At 62.4% G+C, this 19,445-nt stretch carries 19 protein-coding genes; 6 read left to right on the top strand and 13 right to left on the bottom strand.

Annotated elements, in window-relative coordinates; translation table 11 throughout:
- Positions 1-74: 74 nt before the first annotated feature.
- Together M5C71_RS27530 and M5C71_RS27525 are read right to left on the bottom strand one after the other, a co-directional pair.
- The gene (locus M5C71_RS27530; RefSeq protein ID WP_248769224.1) at positions 75-1,229 is read right to left on the bottom strand and encodes a TDT family transporter; all 1,155 of its coding nucleotides are present in this window, start codon (positions 1,227-1,229) and stop codon (positions 75-77) included.
- Positions 1,230-1,334: 105 nt separating this feature from the next.
- Complete coding sequence (locus M5C71_RS27525; RefSeq protein WP_248769223.1) at positions 1,335-1,646, bottom strand: cupin domain-containing protein; 312 nt, start codon at positions 1,644-1,646, stop codon at positions 1,335-1,337.
- A 124-nt stretch (positions 1,647-1,770) separates the two neighbouring features.
- On the opposite strand from M5C71_RS27525, the gene M5C71_RS27520 reads away from it, so the two are divergent.
- Positions 1,771-2,733 (top strand): helix-turn-helix domain-containing protein, encoded by a 963-nt coding sequence (locus M5C71_RS27520; protein ID WP_103494387.1) that lies wholly within the window; start codon positions 1,771-1,773, stop codon positions 2,731-2,733.
- 63 nt (positions 2,734-2,796) lie between these two features.
- On the opposite strand, the gene M5C71_RS27515 is transcribed toward M5C71_RS27520, so the two are convergent.
- Together M5C71_RS27515 and M5C71_RS27510 are read right to left on the bottom strand one after the other, a co-directional pair.
- Complete coding sequence (locus M5C71_RS27515; protein WP_248769222.1) at positions 2,797-3,561, bottom strand: hypothetical protein; 765 nt, start codon at positions 3,559-3,561, stop codon at positions 2,797-2,799.
- Positions 3,562-3,650: 89 nt separating this feature from the next.
- Positions 3,651-4,847 (bottom strand): MFS transporter, encoded by a 1,197-nt coding sequence (locus tag M5C71_RS27510; protein ID WP_248769221.1) that lies wholly within the window; start codon positions 4,845-4,847, stop codon positions 3,651-3,653.
- A gap of 90 nt (positions 4,848-4,937) precedes the next feature.
- Here M5C71_RS27510 and M5C71_RS27505 point away from each other — a divergent pair, with 90 nt between their 5' ends.
- Entirely contained in the window at positions 4,938-5,480 is a 543-nt protein-coding gene (locus M5C71_RS27505; protein ID WP_248769220.1) for a TetR/AcrR family transcriptional regulator, read from the top strand.
- 105 nt (positions 5,481-5,585) lie between these two features.
- Positions 5,586-9,056 (top strand): hybrid sensor histidine kinase/response regulator, encoded by a 3,471-nt coding sequence (locus M5C71_RS27500; protein WP_248769219.1) that lies wholly within the window; start codon positions 5,586-5,588, stop codon positions 9,054-9,056.
- 11 nt (positions 9,057-9,067) lie between these two features.
- On the opposite strand, the gene rmuC is transcribed toward M5C71_RS27500, so the two are convergent.
- Positions 9,068-10,432 (bottom strand): DNA recombination protein RmuC, encoded by a 1,365-nt coding sequence (rmuC, locus tag M5C71_RS27495; protein ID WP_247263277.1) that lies wholly within the window; start codon positions 10,430-10,432, stop codon positions 9,068-9,070.
- A gap of 1,172 nt (positions 10,433-11,604) precedes the next feature.
- Between rmuC and M5C71_RS27490 the strand changes: the two genes are divergently transcribed.
- The 3 genes from M5C71_RS27490 (at position 11,605) to M5C71_RS27480 (ending at position 14,012) form a co-directional block, all read left to right on the top strand.
- On the top strand, positions 11,605-11,829 hold the full coding sequence (locus tag M5C71_RS27490; RefSeq protein ID WP_003214941.1) for a hypothetical protein: 225 nt from the start codon (positions 11,605-11,607) through the stop codon (positions 11,827-11,829).
- A 305-nt stretch (positions 11,830-12,134) separates the two neighbouring features.
- Positions 12,135-12,617, top strand: a complete 483-nt coding sequence (locus M5C71_RS27485; protein ID WP_103494394.1) for a hypothetical protein — start codon at positions 12,135-12,137, stop codon at positions 12,615-12,617.
- A gap of 144 nt (positions 12,618-12,761) precedes the next feature.
- A complete protein-coding gene (locus M5C71_RS27480; RefSeq protein WP_248769218.1) occupies positions 12,762-14,012 on the top strand; it encodes an outer membrane protein transport protein in 1,251 nt (416 codons plus the stop codon).
- Between the two features lie 83 nt (positions 14,013-14,095).
- Here the strand turns inward: M5C71_RS27480 and M5C71_RS27475 are convergent, their stop codons facing one another.
- The 8 genes from M5C71_RS27475 to cobU all read right to left on the bottom strand — a co-directional run bounded on the left by M5C71_RS27475 (position 14,096) and on the right by cobU (position 19,440).
- Positions 14,096-14,647 carry a glutathione peroxidase gene (locus M5C71_RS27475; RefSeq protein WP_248769217.1) on the bottom strand — a complete coding sequence of 184 codons (552 nt, stop codon included), beginning with the start codon at positions 14,645-14,647 and terminating at the stop codon, positions 14,096-14,098.
- A 68-nt stretch (positions 14,648-14,715) separates the two neighbouring features.
- Positions 14,716-14,838 carry a hypothetical protein gene (locus M5C71_RS33705; RefSeq protein ID WP_256261664.1) on the bottom strand — a complete coding sequence of 41 codons (123 nt, stop codon included), beginning with the start codon at positions 14,836-14,838 and terminating at the stop codon, positions 14,716-14,718.
- The gene (locus M5C71_RS27470; RefSeq protein ID WP_177102187.1) at positions 14,835-16,034 is read right to left on the bottom strand and encodes an MFS transporter; all 1,200 of its coding nucleotides are present in this window, start codon (positions 16,032-16,034) and stop codon (positions 14,835-14,837) included. Before M5C71_RS27470 ends, M5C71_RS33705 begins: the two co-directional genes overlap by 4 nt.
- 61 nt (positions 16,035-16,095) lie before the next feature.
- Complete coding sequence (locus M5C71_RS27465) at positions 16,096-16,509, bottom strand: MarR family transcriptional regulator (protein WP_103499001.1); 414 nt, start codon at positions 16,507-16,509, stop codon at positions 16,096-16,098.
- Between the two features lie 51 nt (positions 16,510-16,560).
- Complete coding sequence (locus M5C71_RS27460) at positions 16,561-17,298, bottom strand: adenosylcobinamide-GDP ribazoletransferase (RefSeq protein ID WP_103499000.1); 738 nt, start codon at positions 17,296-17,298, stop codon at positions 16,561-16,563.
- Entirely contained in the window at positions 17,295-17,870 is a 576-nt protein-coding gene (cobC, locus tag M5C71_RS27455) for an alpha-ribazole phosphatase family protein (RefSeq protein WP_103498999.1), read from the bottom strand. Before cobC ends, M5C71_RS27460 begins: the two co-directional genes overlap by 4 nt.
- Complete coding sequence (gene cobT / locus M5C71_RS27450) at positions 17,867-18,922, bottom strand: nicotinate-nucleotide--dimethylbenzimidazole phosphoribosyltransferase (protein WP_248769216.1); 1,056 nt, start codon at positions 18,920-18,922, stop codon at positions 17,867-17,869. Before cobT ends, cobC begins: the two co-directional genes overlap by 4 nt.
- Complete coding sequence (gene cobU, locus M5C71_RS27445) at positions 18,919-19,440, bottom strand: bifunctional adenosylcobinamide kinase/adenosylcobinamide-phosphate guanylyltransferase (RefSeq protein WP_248769215.1); 522 nt, start codon at positions 19,438-19,440, stop codon at positions 18,919-18,921. The genes cobT and cobU overlap by 4 nt, the downstream gene beginning before the upstream one ends.
- Positions 19,441-19,445 lie beyond the last annotated feature (5 nt).

The following is a 19,445-nucleotide window of genomic DNA, read 5'->3' as shown; positions in this document are numbered from 1 at the left end:
GGCGCCGAGAGCGGCTTTCTTGTTGGAAGGCGGATCACCACCCCCGGGCCACAACCTTACCTAAAATCAGGCAACTATTTCGCTATTCCTGCCAGGCAAGGCGAAACAAAAAGCTCGCCTTTATAGGCACCGCGCAGGGTTTTTGAACCGACAATCAGCCAGAGCACCGCCAGCAACGCCACCAATACCAGGCCGAAACCGCTGAAAAAGCCCAGGTGCAAGGTGCTGCCCAATTTCAAGGTCGCCAGGGAGTAGACGCCCAAAGGGAAGGTGTAGCCCCACCAGCCGAGATTGAACGGGATGCCCCGGCGCAGGTAACGCAGGGTGATCAGCGCCGCCATCAGCATCCACCACAGGCCGAAGCCCCAGAGGATGATCCCGGCGACCAGGCCCAGCCCGCTGGCGATTTCACCGATGCCGGCGAAGCCGTTGGCGGCGAAAATCGCCGGCGAGTCCGCGCCCAGCACCAGCATGCCCAAGGCCCCGGTCCCGATCGGGCCCAGCGCCAGCCAGCTCGAGGCCGCCATGTTTTCATGGGGCAACTTGTGCAAGGCCATGCGCAACAGCAGGATCACCAGGATGCTGAACGCCACCGGCACCGAGAACGCCCAGAGCACATAGCTGGTGATCAATACGTTGAACTGCAGGTGAGTATCGAGCAGGTGCGGCGCCAGCAGGCCACCGCTGGCCGCCGCCACTTCCGCGGCCACCACCGGCAACAGCCAGACCGCGGTCATCTGGTCGATGCTGTGCTCCTGGCGGGTGAACATCAGGTAGGGAATCAGCACGCCGCAGGCCAGGGACATGGCCACGTCGATCCACCACAGCACCTCGGCGACCTGCACCGCGCTGTCGCCCCAGCGTGGCACGCCGAACAGCAGGAAACCATTGATGATGGTCGCCAGCCCCATGGGAATGGTGCCGAAGAACATCGAGACCGTGGAATGCCCGAAAATCCGCCGCGCCTCATGGAAGAACAATACCCAACGCGCGCCGTAGAGCAGGCTGAACACGGCGAACAGCAGGATATTGAACAGCCACAGGCCTTCGGCGAACGCACGCTGGCCCGGGACTTCGACCGGCAACTGCGCCAGGGCCAGCGCCAGGACACCGGTGCCCATGGTGGCGGCGAACCAGTTGGGGGTGAACTGGCGAATGACTTCGCGAGGGTGCTGCAGATGGCCTAAAGGCCGGATTCCGGGTTTGACGCTATTGGGGCACGGTTGCATGACTGACTCCTGTCCTCGGGTGAGGTTGCAGCCATCATAGAACCGGATCGAATATCCATATAACGGGTAATTTCTCTAACTGTTATCTGTTTTATAGATAAGCTGTCATGGACTGCCTTCGGTTTCGATCACCAGCACCCGTGCCTCGCCCAAGGGTTCGGCCAGGTGCTCACAACCGATGTCGGCGTAGAAAATATCGCCGACTTCCAACATGACGGCCTGCTCGATCTCGTCATTGCGATAACGCATGCGGACCCGACCATCGAGCACCACAAACACCTCCTGCCCGTCATTGACGTGCCAGATATAGGGCTGGTCGGTCCAATGCAGGCGGGTGCTGATGCCGTTCATGCTGGCGATGTCCAGTGCCGCCCAGGGACGGCTGCCGGTGAAGTCTGCGCTGCGGATAATCGCCATGGGCGGGGTCCTTGATGGGGATGGTCGAGCACTCATGATTGCCCGTGATCCACACATTAATAAGTGGCCCGAAAGACAATCTTCGATAAGATCAGGCCAAATCGCTGCCCCGAGTACACAGACGATGACCACGATCCATGTCGCCGTAATCGCCTTCAACGACATCAGCCCTTTTCATTTATCCGTACCGACGCTGGTATTCGCCGAGCAGCGCGAAGGCATCGAGATGCCACGCTTTTCCCTGAAGGTCTGCGGCTTCGAGCCTGGTCCACTGATTACCTCGGCGGGTTTCGATATCCAGGTTCATCATGGGCTTGAGGTGCTCAGCCAGGCCGACGTAATCATCATGCCGTCCTGGCGCGACACCGAGGAGCGGCCGCCCGAGCCGTTGCTGGAAGCACTGCGCCAGGCACACGGCGAAGGCACGCGGATCGTCGGCCTGTGCCTGGGAGCCTTTGTTCTTGCTGAAGCCGGCCTGCTGGACGGACGCAAGGCCACCACCCATTGGAATTGGGCCGCGACCTTCGCCCGCAAATACCCTCGGGTGCTGCTGGATGCCGACGTGCTATATGCCGAGTCCGAGCACTTGCTGACCTCGGCCGGCACTGCCGCCGGCCTGGATTGCTGCCTGTACCTGATGCAGCAACTGTGCGGGGCCGAAGTCACGCACAAGGTGGCCCGGCGGCTGGTGGTCGCGCCCCATCGTTCGGGTGGCCAGGCGCAGTTTATCGAGCGGCCCCTGCCCCTGGCCGGCGAGCAGGATCGCCTGGGGCAACTGCTGCAATGGCTCGGGCACAACTTCACCCGGAGTCACTCCCTGGATGAACTGGCGGATCGGGTAGCGATGAGTCGCCGCTCATTCACCCGGCACTTCAAGCAACTGACGGGGACCACTGTCGGCCAGTGGCTGCTGGGGCAACGTTTGAGCCATGCCCAGCGACTGCTGGAAAGCAGCGCCCAGGGTATTGAAGCCATTGCCCTGGAAGCGGGGTTCGGCACGGCCCTGTCGTTACGCCAGCATTTCCAGGCCTCGCTACGGATTTCCCCGTCGGCTTATCGGGCGCAGTTTGCCGGGCGCCAAACCTGAGAACCTGTTGCCACGCGGTCCTTGTGGGAGCAGAGCTTGCTCGCGAAGAGGCCCGTAAGAACGCTAAAAGCTTCGCGGGTAAGCTCCGCTCCCACAATGACCGTATTCATCCGCCTCTTGCTCCAAACGATAAAGATCCAGCTGAGCCTCCCTGCGCAACCACGCGGCATCCAGCACCGGCTCCTTACCCGGCACTGGCCGTTTGATTTCATCGCCACGCACCAACGCGCTGCGCAAAATCGCAAAACGCGCGCGGTTGATATGCCCACCGGAACCATAGACCCCCGCCCTGCCCAATTTCGCAGCGACGCCGGTTTCTCGCCCGAACCAACCGCCACCGATACCCAGGCGCACCATGATAAAGGCATGATCGCGGAGAATCGCCGCACAGGTCTGGATCAGTTCGATAAACCCCTGGGTCGCGATATCCATCGCCTCCAGCCCATGCAGTTGGGCAATCCGCTTGCCGATCCACACCCCCTGGGTCCTTAGCAGCAGCACATCGACGCAGTCATGGGCCAACTCGACCCGGCGCCGCGGATCAGGCTCTTGCAACAGCGCCTGCCTGAGGGTCTGCAAGGCGAAGGCCATGGGCGCCGCGCCCTGGGGCCGCATCCGCCGCGAGGGCAGCACATGGCAAAGCAATTGATGCAAGCCGAACAGACTCTCGGGTTGCAGGAACAAACGGGCCTGAGCGGACAACGGCTGCCAGGCTACCTCCTGCAACAGACCGAGCATTTGTGTCAGATCCGCCGACTGGAACCTCAGGGCAAGCTGGGTGGACGCCGGCAAGGGCGTCCGGATGCCTGAGCGTGTGGGAGTCGTCATTGAGCACCGTGATCCTTCCGGTAAAAGACCCCAGTCTGACCAGCCCCCTGCCGTCGATCTTGCAATAACCGATCAGCCGGCTGACCGACTCAGGCCACCAGGTCCCGTGCCGGGCGACGCCACAGCAACATCAGCAAGGCTCCGAGCGACAGCCCGATCAACATCACGCCATAGCCGTCGGTCGTGGCGATCAAGCCCAGGCTGTGACTCAGGTTGCCCGCCAACAACGCCGGCAGACAGAACGCCAGGTAGCTCAGCGCATAAAAAGCCGACATCAGCCCTGCCCGTTCATGGGGCAAGGCCAGCGGCACCACGCTGCGCAGCGCGCCGAGGAAACCCGAGCCGAAACCGCCCCCCGCGACCAAGGTGGCGAAGAGAAACAGCGGGAGACTGGCGCTGTGCACCGCCAGCAGAATCAGACTGACGCCAATGGCCAGCAGCACGGCCCCCAGGCGCAGGATTTTTTGCGCCGGGCGATCGCGCAAGGTGAAGATCGTCAACGCGCCGCTGAGGGTCAGGATTGCCACCAGCACGCCACCGATCAGATTGGACGTCGAGCCGGTCGCGGCGCGCACCAGCGAAGGCGCGAGGGACAGGTAGAAACCGCCCATGGCCCAGACCGCGACGTCCACCGGCAAGGCGATCCACAGGGCCTTGCGCGCTTGCGGCGGTACATGCAGGGTCGGACGCAACGAGGCCAGCGCGCCCGGCTGCGCGCTGACCGTTTCCGGCAAGCGCCAGACAGTCGCCGCCTGCACCACCAGCAGGCCGAACAGAATCCAGTACACCAACTGCATGGGGTGTGGCGCGAACTCCACCAGCAAACCGGAACCGAGGCCCCCGCAGGCCATGCCCAGCAAAGGCGCGATACTGTTGATCAACGGCCCCTTGCGGTTGTCGTTGTCCAGCAGGGACGCACCCAGTACGCTGGTGGCCATGCCGGTGGCAAAACCTTGCAGCGCCCGCGCGGCGATCAGCAACACGACGCTGTCGGCCGTGATAAACAGCAACATCGCGCCGATATCCAACAGTAACGCGGTAAAGATCACCGGCCGGCGACCCAGATGGTCGGACAAGGAACCGACCGTCAACAAGGCCGCCAGCAGGCTCAGGGCATACACCCCGAAGATCAGCGTCAGGGTCGCCGCGGAAAACCGCAGGGTTTCCTGATACAGATGGTACAGGGGGGTCGGCGCGCTGGAGGCGGCCAGAAAGGTCAGCAAGGTGATCGACAGAAACACCAGGCTGGCACGGTTGGACACGGGCTTTTCGGCGCGATGGGACATAGGCACACTCCACAAAAGCTAAAATATTGCTTTTACGGAGTGTGCTACGGCTTTTCTCTTAAAGCAAATTCTTTGTGTTAAGGTTTTGGCATGGCGATCAAAGAAAGTGTACGTCCGGGCGGCCGCAGTGCTCGGGTGCAGGAATCGATTCATCAGGCGGTCCGTGGGCTTCTCGAAGAGCAGGACCGCGCGAGCCTGACCGTTCCGCAGATTGCGGCGCGGGCCGGGGTCACACCCTCGACCATCTATCGGCGTTGGGGCGACCTGGCGGTGTTGTTGGCCGATGTGGCTTTTGCGCGTATGCGCCCGGAGGTCGAACCGGCCAATACCGGCAGCCTGCGCGGCGACCTGAGGGCCTGGGCCGAGCAGTATCTGGATGAGATCAGCTCGGAACCGGGCCGGCAGATGATGCGTGACGTGCAATGCAGCACCAGCACCGGTTATTGCACCACCATCCTCGGCCGGCAGTTGCAGATCATTCTCGATCGTTACCCGCAAGCAATGCTGCCCAGCGTCGAGCGCCTGCTGGACCTGATCGTCGCGCCGACGGTGTTCCGAGTGTTGTTCGCGGACAAGCCGTTGAGTGTCGAAGCTCTGCACCAACAAATCGAGTTGGCACTCACCGCCCCTTAGCAACAGGGCTGCGACCTTGGTCGACACTGACGCCGCCCGGTCATCGTGCGAGACTGTAGCGCCAGGGCCGGACTGCCCTCGGAATGTCTTTTGCCGGGAGTTTCCATGTCGCTGTCCAGCGGGCTGATCGCCGCCGTCGCCCTGGCCTATATGGCCATCATGTTCGCCATCGCCTTTTATGGCGACCGCCGCAGCGCGCCCCTGCCGCCACGCGTGCGGGCCTGGGTGTACAGCCTGTCCCTGGCCGTCTATTGCACCAGCTGGACCTTCTTCGGCGCGGTCGGCCAGGCCGCCGACCAGCTCTGGGCGTTCCTGCCGATCTACCTGGGCCCCGTGCTGTTGCTGGTGTTCGCACCCTGGGTCCTGCAAAAGATGGTGCTGATCAGCAAACAGGAAAACATCACCTCCATCGCCGACTTCATCGCCGCCCGCTATGGCAAATCGCAATCCCTGGCGGTGGTCGTGGCGCTGATCTGCCTGGTCGGCGTACTGCCTTATATCGCCCTGCAACTGAAAGCCATCGTCCTCGGCGTCAACCTGCTGATCGGTGCCGGTGCCGACGCCATGGGCGTACGCGCCCAGGACACGGCGCTGGTGGTGTCGCTGATCCTGGCGCTGTTCACCATCGTCTTCGGTACCCGCAACCTCGACGCCACCGAACACCACCGCGGCATGGTGCTGGCGATTGCCTTCGAATCCCTGGTCAAGCTGTTCGCCTTTCTCGCCGTCGGCGCCTTCGTCACCTACGGCCTCTATGACGGTTTCGACGATTTGTTCAGCCAGGCCAAAACCTCGGCGCTGCTGGCCGAATACTGGGAAGAAACGGTCAACTGGCCGTCCATGGTGGTGCAGACCGGCGTGGCGATGATGGCGATCATCTGCCTGCCCCGGCAGTTCCATGTCACAGTGGTAGAAAATATCGAACCTCAGGACCTGCGCCTGGCCAAATGGGTGTTCCCCGCCTACCTGATCCTCGCGGCACTGTTCGTGGTACCGATTGCCCTGGCCGGGCGCATGATGTTGCCCACGGATGTCTTGCGTGATTCCTACGTTATCAGCCTACCGTTGGCCCAGGCCCATCCGTCGCTGGCCTTGCTGGCCTTTATCGGTGGTGCCTCGGCGGCCACCGGCATGGTGATTGTCGCCAGCGTCGCGTTGTCGACCATGGTCTCCAACGACATGTTGTTGCCCTGGCTACTACGCCGGCAGAACTCCGAACGGCCGTTCGAAGTGTTCCGCCACTGGATGCTCTCGGTGCGTCGGGTCAGCATTGTCGCCATTTTGCTGCTGGCCTATGTCAGCTACCGCCTGCTGGGCTCGACCGCGAGCCTGGCAACCATCGGCCAGATCGCCTTCGCCGCCGTGACCCAGCTGGCGCCGGCTATGCTCGGCGCGCTGTACTGGAAACAGGCCAACCGGCGCGGGGTGTTTGCCGGTATCGCCGGCGGCACCTTCCTCTGGTTCTATACCCTGATCCTACCGATCGCCGCCCGCAGCCTGGGCTGGTCGCTGGGCAGTTTCCCCGGGTTGGCCTGGCTGCACGGCAACCCGCTTAACCTGCCGATCAGCCCGCTGACCCAAGGCGTGGTGCTGTCGCTGGCAGGCAACTTCACCCTCTTCGCCTGGGTCTCGCTGCTGTCGCGCACACGGGTCTCCGAGCACTGGCAGGCCGGGCGCTTTATCGGCCAGGAACTCAATGCCCGGCCCAGCGCCCGCTCGATGCTGGCGGTGCAGATCGAAGACCTGCTGACCCTCGCCGCACGCTTTGTCGGCGAAGAACGCGCACGCCAGAGTTTTATCCGTTTCGCCTATCGCCAGGGCAAGGGTTTCAATCCGAACCAGAACGCCGACAGCGACTGGATCGCCCATACCGAACGCCTGCTGGCCGGGGTACTCGGGGCCTCCTCGACCCGCGCGGTGGTGAAAGCTGCCATCGAAGGGCGGGAAATGCAACTCGAAGATGTCGTCCGGATCGCCGACGAAGCCTCCGAAGTGCTGCAGTTCAACCGCGCGTTGCTGCAAGGCGCCATCGAAAACATCACCCAGGGCATCAGCGTAGTCGACCAGTCACTGAGGCTGGTGGCCTGGAACCGCCGTTACCTGGAACTGTTCAATTACCCGGACGGCCTGATCAGCGTCGGCCGGCCGATTGCCGATATCATCCGCTACAACGCCGAGCGCGGCCTGTGCGGTCCCGGCGAGGCCGAAGTGCATGTCGCACGGCGCCTGCACTGGATGCGCCAGGGCCGCGCGCATACCTCGGAGCGGCTGTTCCCCAACGGTCGGGTCATCGAGCTGATCGGCAACCCGATGCCCGGCGGCGGTTTTGTCATGAGCTTCACCGACATCACCGCGTTCCGCGAGGCCGAGCAAGCCCTGACCGAGGCCAACGAGGGCCTGGAACAGCGCGTCACCGAACGGACCCACGAACTGTCGCAACTGAACGTCGCCCTGACCGAAGCCAAGGGCACGGCGGAAGCGGCCAACCAGTCCAAGACCCGCTTCCTTGCGGCGGTCAGCCACGACCTGATGCAGCCGCTGAACGCCGCCCGCCTGTTCTCCGCCGCCCTCTCCCATCAGGACGACAGCCTGTCCCGGGAGGCCCGGCAACTGGTCCAGCACCTGGACAGCTCGCTGCGTTCGGCCGAGGACCTGATCAGCGACCTGCTGGATATCTCGCGCCTGGAGAACGGCAAGATCACGCCCAATCCACAACCCTTTGTCCTCAACGAGCTGTTCGACACCCTCGGCGCGGAATTCAAGGCCCTGGCCCAGGAGCAAGGCATGAACTTCCGGGTTCGCGGCAGTCGCTTGCCGGTGAACAGCGATATCAAACTGTTGCGGCGGATCCTGCAGAACTTCCTGACCAATGCCTTCCGCTACGCCAAGGGCCCGGTCCTGCTCGGCGTGCGGCGCCAGGGCGGCCTGTTGTCCCTGGAAGTCTGGGACCGCGGGCCGGGGATTCCCGAGGACAAACGCCAGGTGATTTTCGAGGAGTTCAAACGTCTCGACAGCCACCAGACCCGGGCCGAAAAAGGCCTGGGGCTGGGTTTGGCGATTGCCGACGGACTCTGCCGGGTACTCGGGCATCGCCTGCAAGTGCGCTCCTGGCCGGGGCACGGCAGTGTATTCAGCGTCAGCGTGCCGATTGCCCGTCATCCGGCGAGTGCGGCCGGCCACAGTCCGCCCGTCAACGGCCAGGCACTGAGCGGTGCCCAGGTGTTATGCGTGGATAACGAGGACAGCATTCTGATCGGTATGCACAGCCTGCTGACCCGCTGGGGCTGCCGGGTCTCGACCGCGCGCAATCGCGAGGAGTGCGCCGCGCTGCTCGATGGCGGCCTGCGTCCGCAACTGGCGCTGGTGGACTATCACCTGGATAACGGCGAGACCGGAACCGGCCTGATGACCTGGATGCGCACGCGCCTGGCGGAGCCGCTGCCCGGTGTGGTGATCAGCGCCGACCTGCGCCCGGAAACCGTCGCACAGGTGCATGGGGCGGGGTTGGAGTACCTGGCCAAGCCGGTGAAACCGGCGGCGTTGCGGGCGTTGTTGAGTCGGCATCTGCCGCTTTGAACGCGGGCTGATTACTCAGGCAACTGCACCACGCCGTCCTCATCGGTCATCGCCCGTTCCAGCAGTTCCGCGGGCAGGCTCTTGCTCGCCCGCGCGCCCAGCAGCTTGAGCTGCTCGCTGCGGCTGACCAGGTTGCCACGCCCATCCGTCAGCTTGTTCCGCGCGGCAGCGTAGGCCTTGTCCAGTTGCTGGAGGCGATTGCCGACCTCGTCCAGGTCCTGGATAAACAACACGAACTTGTCGTACAGCCAACCGGCGCGCTCGGCGATTTCCCGGGCGTTCTGGCTCTGGCGTTCCTGCTTCCAGAGGCTGTCGATCACCCGCAAGGTGGCGAGCAAGGTGGTCGGGCTGACAATCACGATATTGCGATCGAAGGCTTCCTGGAACAGGTTCGGCTCGGCCTGCAAGGCCGCCGAAAACGCCGCTTCGATGGGCACGAAGAGCAAGACGAAATCCAGGCTGTGCAAACCTTCCAGACGCTTGTAGTCCTTGCCGGCCAACCCCTTCACATGATTACGCAACGACAGCACATGCTGCTTGAGCGCCGCCTGGCCGATCGCCTCGTCATCGGCGCCGACATATTGCTGGTAGGCGGTCAGGCTGACCTTGGAGTCCACCACCACCTGCTTGTCACCCGGCAACAGGATCAGCACGTCCGGCTGGAAACGCTCGCCGTCCGGTCCTTTCAGGCTGACCTGGGTCTGGTACTCGCGGCCTTTTTCCAACCCGGCATGCTCAAGCACCCGTTCGAGAATCAATTCGCCCCAGTTGCCCTGGGTCTTCTGGCCCTTGAGCGCCCGGGTCAGGTTGGTCGCCTCATCGCTCAGGCGCAGGTTCAGCTGTTGCAGGCGCTCCAGCTCCTTGCCCAGGGAGAAGCGTTCGCGGGCTTCCTGTTGATAACTCTCTTCCACACGTTTTTCGAAGGACTGGATACGTTCCTTCAAGGGGTCGAGCAATTGTCCGAGGCGCTGCTGGCTGTTTTCGGCAAAACGCGCCTCGCGCTCGTCGAAGATCTTCGCGGCCATTTCGGCAAACTGCGCACGCAGTTCATCCCGCGAGCCCTGCAGGTCGTCCAGGCGCTGCTGATGGCTGTCCTGCTGTTCCCGCAGCTCGGCACTCAACGACGCCGCCTGGGCATCCAGGCGGCGCAGCTCGGCCTCTTTCTGGGCACGCTCGAGGTTCCAGGCATGGGCGGCGTCGCGACCGTTGTCACGCTCGATCTGCAGCAGTTCGACTTCCCGGCGCAGCGCCGCCAGTTCCGCCTGCTTGACGGTATTGGCCTGGCTCAGGTCGCTGACCTCGTCGCGGCTGGCATCCAGTTGTGCACCGAGCCCATCCGCCGCCAGCCGGGCACTGCTCAGACGCTCGTCAAACAGCACCAGCTCGGCCTGGGCAGCACTCGCCCGGCGCTGCAACTGCCAGGCCAGGGCCAGCAACGGCAACGCCGCGCCCGCCAAACCGAGCAAGAGACTGGTCAGATCCAACGCCATAAGAACTCCCAAGGTGCCAACCAATTGTAAAGAATCAAGGGTAACGAAGGTGATCGGCCCTGGACAGTTCGCGCCAGGTAGAAATCGTATCGGGCCGGGACAAGGGCAAGAAAGCCAAGCGAAATTTCATGTAGCACTGCACGCCAGATCGCGGGGCGCGCCACTCTACGCTGTTTTTCGTACGGGTAAAGCCGAAAAAACTCGACATGCCCGTCCTAGAGCAAGCGCTTGGGACAATCCACAGAAGCTGTGGATAACTCAGTGGACAACCCCTCTCCAACCCTCGCAAAGCCGCATGGAATGGGGCTCGCAGTCAAACTGTCGATTTTTTCACCAATAAAAAAAGACGATATTTTTCATTGACTTGTATTGGCGATACAGGCATTCGAGGGACAGATTGCGCAGATGACAGTCCGGTGACAAGCCGTGGGCCGATTGTGCACAAGTAGTGCGATAACGGTTATATCGACGCACCTTTTTTGCACAGGCGCCGCCATTCGCTCTTTAGCGCTACTCCTGGAGCCAGCATATCGCCCCCTTTCGGGCAGCGTCCCGCCAGCGAAATTCCGCCTCGGTACCACGGCAGCGCCTTGAACAAGTTTTTTGCCAACACGCTTCCCTTATCCGTTTTAATGCGATAGTATCCGCCCCGTTAGTACCAAGCTGAAAGTCAATTCAGGTCGAACATTCCCTCAGAAGCACTCTCCAAAATGGATCAGTCGCTCGAAAAAGGGATCGACCCCTCGATGGTTTCCAGGTAAATCCTCTCCAGTACAGCCTTATGAAAGGCGGCTGCCGAAGGTTGTTACTCTGACCGAACCAACCTGCAAGATTGATCAGGATCTTCACCCCGGGCCCAGAACCTTTGCCCTTGTTGTGATTGCCTGCCCTCCTAAGTACCTACCTGCCAGCCCCAGCGCCACTTGATTTCATGCGCTCAACTGGCGGCTTTGTTCCAGTCAGGTTCTTCGTCCGATCCATAATGGTTCGACGCTACTGGAACGTTTTAACGTTGCACGGATCAGATTCCGTGTCATTTGCAGGAACACCTAATAATTATGTCGACTCAAATCCATACCCAGGACGCCATTCGCACCCTGACCAACGCCTTCGCACCGATGAACTGCCTGATCATGGCCGCTCGCAAAGGCTGCTTCAGCTTCACGCTGGTCAACGAACACGGTATCGCTCGTCACAGCGAACGTCTGTATCCGGACCAGTACTCCAGCGCCGAACCGCTGCAGGCGGTCATCGACCGCACGCGCCAGGCCCTGGTTGCCTGAGGCCCGTATAGCCCAGCTTAGAAACAAGCTGTAACCCAAAAGCCTGGCCTTTGTTGCCGGGCTTTTTATTGCCTGAAGTTTCGCGATTTTGACTGTATGGCTAAGCACGAATAAATATATAAGCCACGCGCTCATAGTTTAAATATTTTAAAAACAGTCCTTTACAGCAGAGATATGACACTACACTTCAACTCAAGCGGCCCGGGCCGCTTCCGGCGGGCCTGAACGCCTCCACCGCTACCAGGGGCCAGGCCACGCCGACCAATAAAAAACGCCGATCACACGGCCGGAGTATCGAGGGTGTCATGGGTATCGCCGCCAGGGAACTGCGCCTTTATGTGATTCGCCCGACCCTGCTGTACCTGGGTCGCCACAGCCCGAGCGCCGAAGCACTGCTGCTGGGCATCGCCGCCAGCCAGTCGGACCTGGGCTCGGCCCTGCACGACCGCCGCGGTCACGGCCTGTACTGCATCGACGAAAGCCGCCATGCCGCGTTATGGGACCGCTACCTGGCCCCGGACCCGGAATTGGCCAGCCTGGTGCGCGGCCTGGCCAGCCAGCATGCTTTTTTTAGCAGCCCGAATCTCGAACTGGCGGTGAATCTTCGTTATTCCACGGCCATCGCCTGGCTGCTGGTGGAAGAACACCACCCCAAGCTGCCCGCCATCGACGATCTGCTCGGTATGGCGCGGATCTGGCGACAGACTTTCCAGCCACAAGGACGTTTACGGGATTTCACTCGCGCCTGGCAAAGTTGTGACTCATCGGTCACTCCGATCGCCTGCTAGAGCCAAAACCCAGTTTCCGGGAAAACCGATCGATTTTGGTCGGATTGTCCTACAAAACCGCTCTATCTCCAGCAATTCACCCTATAGCGCCGGGGCGAAAATGTTGCTACTTTTCGCCTCGGTGATCACCACGGAGTTCTAATAATGAAAAAAGTAATGCTCAAGACCACTCTCAGCCTTTCTGTTGCTCTGGCATCCACCCAGCTTTTCGCGAGTGGCTTTGCCCTCAACGAACAGAGCATCAGCGGGATGGGGACCGGTTATGCGGGTCGATCTTCTTCTGCCGAAGATGCAAGTACCGTTTACGGCAACCCTGCCGGTATGTCCCTGCTCGGTCGCGATCAAGTGACCGCGGGTGTAGCAACCATTGATGCCAAGACCGATATCAGGAACGCCAGCGGCGGTCGCCGAGGCGGCACCAACGACGGCGATATGGTCCCGTTCACGTCCGTACCCAATGGCTTCATCGTCAAACAACTGGGTAATGGCTGGGCAGTGGGTCTGGGGGCCTACGCACCTTTCGGCCTGATAACCGATTATGAAAGCGGCTTTGCTGGCGCCAACTACGGCCAGAAGAGCGAAGTCAAGGTTGTCACTCTGCAACCGACTGTCAGCTATGCCATCAACGATATGGTGTCTATCGGTGGCGGTCCGACCTTCAACCGTCTCAGCGGCGAACTGAGCTCCACGCTGGCTCTTGGTAACGGCTTTGTCGACGTCAAGGGTGATGACACCGCAGTGGGCTACAACGTCGGTGTGATTGTCCAACCGACCAGCACCACCCGCCTGGGCCTGACCTACCATTCCAAGGTCAGTTACTCGCTGGATGGCCACACCAGCGTCACCGGCCTCACCGGCTTCGGTATTCCCGATGCGCGCTACAAAGGCTCCCTGGATATCACCACGCCAGAGAACGTAGACTTCTCGATCACCCAGAAACTGGATGATCAGTGGACTGTCTACGGCGGTGCTACCTGGACCCGTTGGAGCCGTCTGCAAAACATCACCATTAACAACCAGGGCGTGGCCGGACCGCTCGCCCCGCAGCTCACTAGCATCACCGAGCAACAAAACTGGCACGACACCTGGGCTTCGGCCATCGGTGTTTCCTATCGCGTCAACAAGGAATGGGTACTGCGCAGCGGCTTGTCGGTTGACCAGGCGCCCACCAACAACACCGATCGCTCCGTGCGTATCCCTACGGGTGATCGCCGTGCCATCAGCTTCGGTGCTGGCTGGAGCCCAACCGACGACCTGACCATCGACCTCGCCGTCTCCTACCTCAAGGAAGAAGACGTCAACGTCAACCTCAACGTCCCGGGTAAGGGCGCCTACAGCTCCACGTACGAAAACAGCGCATGGGGCTACGGCCTGGGCGCCACGTACAAGTTCTGATTCACGACGGGCCTGAACCGCTCGTTAGCTGGATAGAAAAAACCCGCATCGTCTGATGCGGGTTTTTTATTGCCTGATGTTTATCAGGGCTTCGAAGCGATGGCCTTCTCCACCGCCTCGATCAGCTCGGGATTGTCGGGTTTGGTCAGGCTGGAGAAATGCGCGATCACCTTGCCCTGGCGGTCCACCACATACTTGTAGAAATTCCACTTCGGCGCCGCGCTCTGCTGCGCCAGCACCTTGAACAGGTGCACGGCATCCGGCCCCCTGACTGACTGCGGTTCGGTCATGGTGAAGGTGACGCCATAGTTCACATAGCAGACCTTGGCCGTCTCGGCGCCGTCGTCGGACTCCTGCTTGAAGTCATCCGACGGCACGCCGATCAGCTCCAGGCCCTGGCCCTTGTAACGCTGATAGAGCACCTCAAGGCCTTTGAACTGTGGGGCAAAGCCACAGAAGCTGGCGGTATTGACGATCAGCAGCGGCTTGCCGGCAAAACGCTGGCAAAGATCGATGGACTCCTTGGCCCGTAACTTCGGCAATTGTCCCTGCAAGAGTTCCGGACAACCGGCAGCCAGAGCCGCCCCGGAAAAGGCCATCAAAACGGCAGGAACCGCCAGCCAGCGCATCGCCATATCCTGAATCCTGGAGAAAGATCGAGCCGTCAACTTACGCGCCGGTCCCCCTTTCTAGCAAGCGGCCCTTAACAAGCGCCCATGCCCAACTGCATCAACGCCAGGCCGCCCTGATGCCAGCCCCACCAGGCCAGCGCCAGCAGCAAGGCGATCACCGCCAGGGCCAGCAGTCGCGACCAGAAGGCACTCATGCCAGGCCTGCCTGCGCCTGTAACCGCGCCACGGGCCGCTCACGCACCGGCCAGTTCAAGGCCGCAGCGAGCAGGCTCAGAAGGATCGAGACCTGCCAGATCAAGTCGTAGCTGCCGGTGTGGTCATACACCACCCCACCCAGCCAACCGCCGAGGAAAGCCCCCAACTGGTGGAAGAGAAACACGATCCCGCCAAGCATGGAGAGATTGCGCACGCCGAACAGCGTCGCCACGGTGCCATTGGTCAGGGGCACCGTCGACAACCAGAGAAAGCCCATGGCCATGCCGAACAGATAGGCACTGAACTGCGTCACCGGCACCCAGAGAAACACCACGATCACCACCGCCCGTGCCAGGTACAAAGCAGTCAGCAGGCGTGGCTTGGACATCCGTCCACCGAGCCAGCCGGCGGTGTAGGTACCGAAGATATTGAACAGACCGATCAGCGCCAGCACCGTGGTCCCGACCGTGGCCGGCAGGTGCTGGTCGACCAGGTAGGCCGGCAGGTGCACACCGATGAATACCACCTGGAAACCACAGACAAAAAAGCCGAACGCCAGCAACCAGAAGCCGGAATGGGAACAGGCCTCGCGCAGTGCCTCGGACAGGGTCTGCTCCCCCTCAAGCTTGGGCAGCGGCTTGTCCTTGAGCATGCTCACCAGCGGCACGATCAGCGCCACCAACACGCCCAGCACCAGCAACGCCGTCGACCAGCCGAGCCAGCCGATCAACCCCAGGGTACCCGGCAGCATGGCGAACTGGCCGAAGGATCCGGCGGCACTGGCAATACCCATGGCCATGCTGCGCTTCTGCGGCGGTACGGCACGTCCGACCACCCCGAGGATCACCGAGAACGAGGTTCCCGACAGGCCGATACCAATCAGCAGGCCCGCACTCAGGGACAGGGTCAGGGCGGAATCGGACAGGCCCATGCACACCAGCCCAACGGCGTACAACACGCCACCGATCAACACCACTTTCGCCGCGCCGAAGCGGTCGGCCAGGGCGCCGGTAAAGGGTTGGGACAGGCCCCATATCAGGTTCTGCAAGGCGATGGCAAAGGCGAATACTTCGCGGCCCCAGCCGAACTGCGCGCTCATGGGGGGCAGGAACAGCCCGAAACCGTGCCGTATCCCGAGGGACAGCGCGAGGATCAGCGCACTCCCGAGCAAAATCCAGCCACTGGCACGCCACATCGAGGTCATTATTGTTCTTCCTTAGCGGGTATATACCCGTTTTATGTCGATAAAACGGCGATTACTCGCCGCTTGCCAACTCTTCCAACAAGGCTACCAGAGCCGCGCGCTTTTCATCACCCAGGCGGTTCGCCAGACGCTGCTGCGCCGCTTCCCAGGCGGGCCCGGCGGCCACCAGCCGTTCGGCCCCGGCATCGGTGAGCCGGACCAGGCGGTTACGCTGGTCGGCGCCTTCGGTCAGGGCCACCAGGCCGTCACACTCCAGCACCCGCAGGTTGCGCCCGAGGGTACTGCGATCCAGGCCCATGGCTTCGGCCAGGCTGGAAATGCTCGGCTGGTCGAGGCGCTTGAGATTGCACAGCAGAGAATACTGGGCAACGTTGATCCCGAAGCCGTCGAGAGCGCCGTCGTAATGCCTGCTGACGCCACGAGCGGCGCGACGCAGGCTGATGCATAAGCAATCGGTTGATAACATGGCGTGTGTATATACCCGTGACACAGTGAAAACAAGTTTTGCGCAACGCCTTCAGAACAGCGCCAACCCCACCAGCACCACCACTTCCAGCAACTCCAGCAACGCCCCCGCCGTGTCGCCGGTGGTGCCGCCCAGACGTCGCATCATCAGTTGCCGCAACCAGCAGAAACCCAACACCGCCAGCAACACCGCCCCGGCGCCCTTGAACCCGGCCAGCAACCCACAGAACAACGCACTCGCCAGCAACACATACCAGCCGGCCCGGCGCGGCAGATGATCGGCCAATGCCTGCCCCAATCCACCGGCACGCACATAAGGCGTGGTCAGGAACAACCCGAGCAAGGCACTACGACCGATCAGCGGCGCCAGCAGCAACGCCACTGTCTGCTGTTGCTCGATCAACGCCAGCAAGGCACAGAACTTCAACAGCAGCACCAGCACCAGGGTGACCACGGCAATCGGCCCACTGCGCGGATCCTTCATGATCAACAAGGTCCGCTCACGATCGCCGAAACCGCCCAGCCAGGCATCCGCGCTATCAGCCAGGCCGTCCAGGTGCAGGCCGCCGCTGAGCAGCACCCAGGCCGTCAGCAACAAGGCACCATGGAGCAACAGCGGTGCCCCCGCCAACGTCCAATCGAGTGCATAAAGCACGCCGCCGAACAGCAACCCCACCAGCGGGTAGCACAACAACGACCGCCCCATCTCCCGAGGTTCCGGCATGCCCGGCAGACGAATCGGCAGGCTGCTGAGAAACTGCAAGGCGATCCAGAACGGCAAGCGGCTCACGGCGCTTCCCCCAGCCCACCGTCAGCCGCCACCTGCAGCGCGAACAAGGCGCCATGGGCCACCTCGATCTGCAATAGCTGCTCGCGCGGCAAGCCACGGGCACGAGCCAGCAGAACCTTCATCACCCCACCATGACTGATCAACAGCAGGCGCTGGCCGGCATAGCGCTGCTGCAAGCGCGACACCGCCGCCAGTACCCGCTCGGCGAACAGCTCAACCGGCTCGCCATCCGGTGGTGTGAAGCCGTAAGGATCGGACCAGAACCGCCCAAGATCGTCGGCGTCCGTCTCCATCAACGCCGCCGCGCTCCGCCCTTCCCAGGCACCGAAATGCAATTCGCGCAGGTCACCCTCGATCTCGACCGGAAGCCCCAGGCGCGCGCCCAGCTCTTCGGCAAACCGCGCGCAACGCTGCAAGGGCGAACTGATCAGGCGATCCCAAGGCCCTTGCTGCGCCACACCGGCACGCATCTGCTCCCAGCCCTTGTGTGTCAAGGCATCGTCCAGGCTGCCGCGCAAGCCGCCACCCAGTTCGGTTTCGCCGTGACGCAACAGGTCCAGGCGCACACTCATGCCGGGCGATCCGCCACGGCCGCCTCGGCAAAGGTCGCCATCTGCCCGTGCAGGTCGCAGGCCAGACGCACCAATGGCACCGCCAACGCCGCGCCGCTGCCTTCGCCCAGGCGCAGGCCCAGATCGAGCAACGGTTCGGCCAGCAGGCTCTCCAGCACATGCCGATGCCCGCGCTCGGCGCCACGGTGGGCGAAGATCAGCCACTGCCGACACTCGGGATTCAAGCGCACCGCGACCATCGCCGCAACGGTGCAGATAAAGCCGTCGACCAGCGCCGCCACGCCCTCCTGGGCACAAGCCACATAGGCCCCGGCCAACGCCGCGATCTCGAAACCGCCCAGGCGGAACAAGGCCTGCAACCCATCGTCGGTGTGTTCGGCATGCAGCGCCAGCGCCCGCTCGATCACCTGCGCCTTGTGGCTGACGCCGGCCGGGTCGAGCCCGGTGCCGGGGCCGGCCAACAACGCCGCCGGGCATTTCAGCAACGCACAGGCCACCGCGCTGGCCGAAGCCGTGTTGCCGATGCCCATTTCGCCGCCGATAAACAACTCGCTGCCCGCTGCTACCGCGCGCCGTACGCTGTCACGCCCGGCTTCCAGCGCTAGGCGGCCCTGGGCTTCGGTCATGGCCGGGCCCTGGGCGAAGTTCGCAGTCCCGGCGCCGATCTGCAGATGACGCACACCTGGCAGGTTGAGCATCGGCGTGACCGTGCCGAGGTCGTTGATATCCAACTGTGCGCCCAGTTGCCGCGCCAGCACACTGATGGCCGCACCGCCGCCGACGAAGTTGGCGAGCATCTGCCCGGTCACTTCCTGCGGATAAGCCGATACGCCTTCAGCCACCACGCCATGGTCACCGGCAAAAATCGCGATCCACAGCGTATCGACCCGCGGCTTGAGCCGGCCCTGCAGACCCGCCAGTTGCACCGCGACCTGCTCCAACTGGCCCAGGGAGCCGGCAGGTTTGGTCAGTTGCTGCTGACGCTCGAATGCCGCGTCCTGCGCCTGCAGATCAATCGCCTTGCACGGGTTCAGCCACCACGATTCACTCATAACACAGTTCCTTTCAAAGTCAGGGGCAAACCGGCGACTGTCAGCACCACACGCTGACAACGCTCGGCCAGAGCTTGATGCAGCCAACCGGCTTCATCGACATAACGGCGAGTCAATTCGCCCAACGGGACGATACCCAGACCGGTTTCGTTGCTGACAAAAATAATCTCTCCCGGCAATTGCGCCAGGTTCGACAACAGGGCTTCGCGCTCGACCTTCAAACGCTCGGCGTCCTCCAGCATTAAAAGATTGGTCAACCACAGGGTCAGGCAATCCACCAACAGGCAGGTGTCGGCCGCCGCGTTTTCACGCAGGACCCGGGCCAGTTCCAGCGGCTCTTCGATCAACTGCCAATGGGCCGGACGACGCTGGCGATGCAGGGCGACCCGCTCGTTCAACTCGCCGTCCAGAGGCTGGCTGGTGGCGATATAGGTCACCGGCAGCGCGCTTTCAGCCGCCAGGCGTTCGGCCAGGCGACTCTTGCCGGAACGGGCACCACCGAGAATCAGTTGCAGCATGCCAG

Source organism: Pseudomonas sp. MWU12-2345 (assembly GCF_023242385.1).
GTDB classification, from domain to species: Bacteria; Pseudomonadota; Gammaproteobacteria; order Pseudomonadales; family Pseudomonadaceae; genus Aquipseudomonas; species Aquipseudomonas gingeri_D.
Note: the sequence above shows the minus strand (reverse complement) of the source record. Positions and strands in the feature narration are given on the sequence as shown.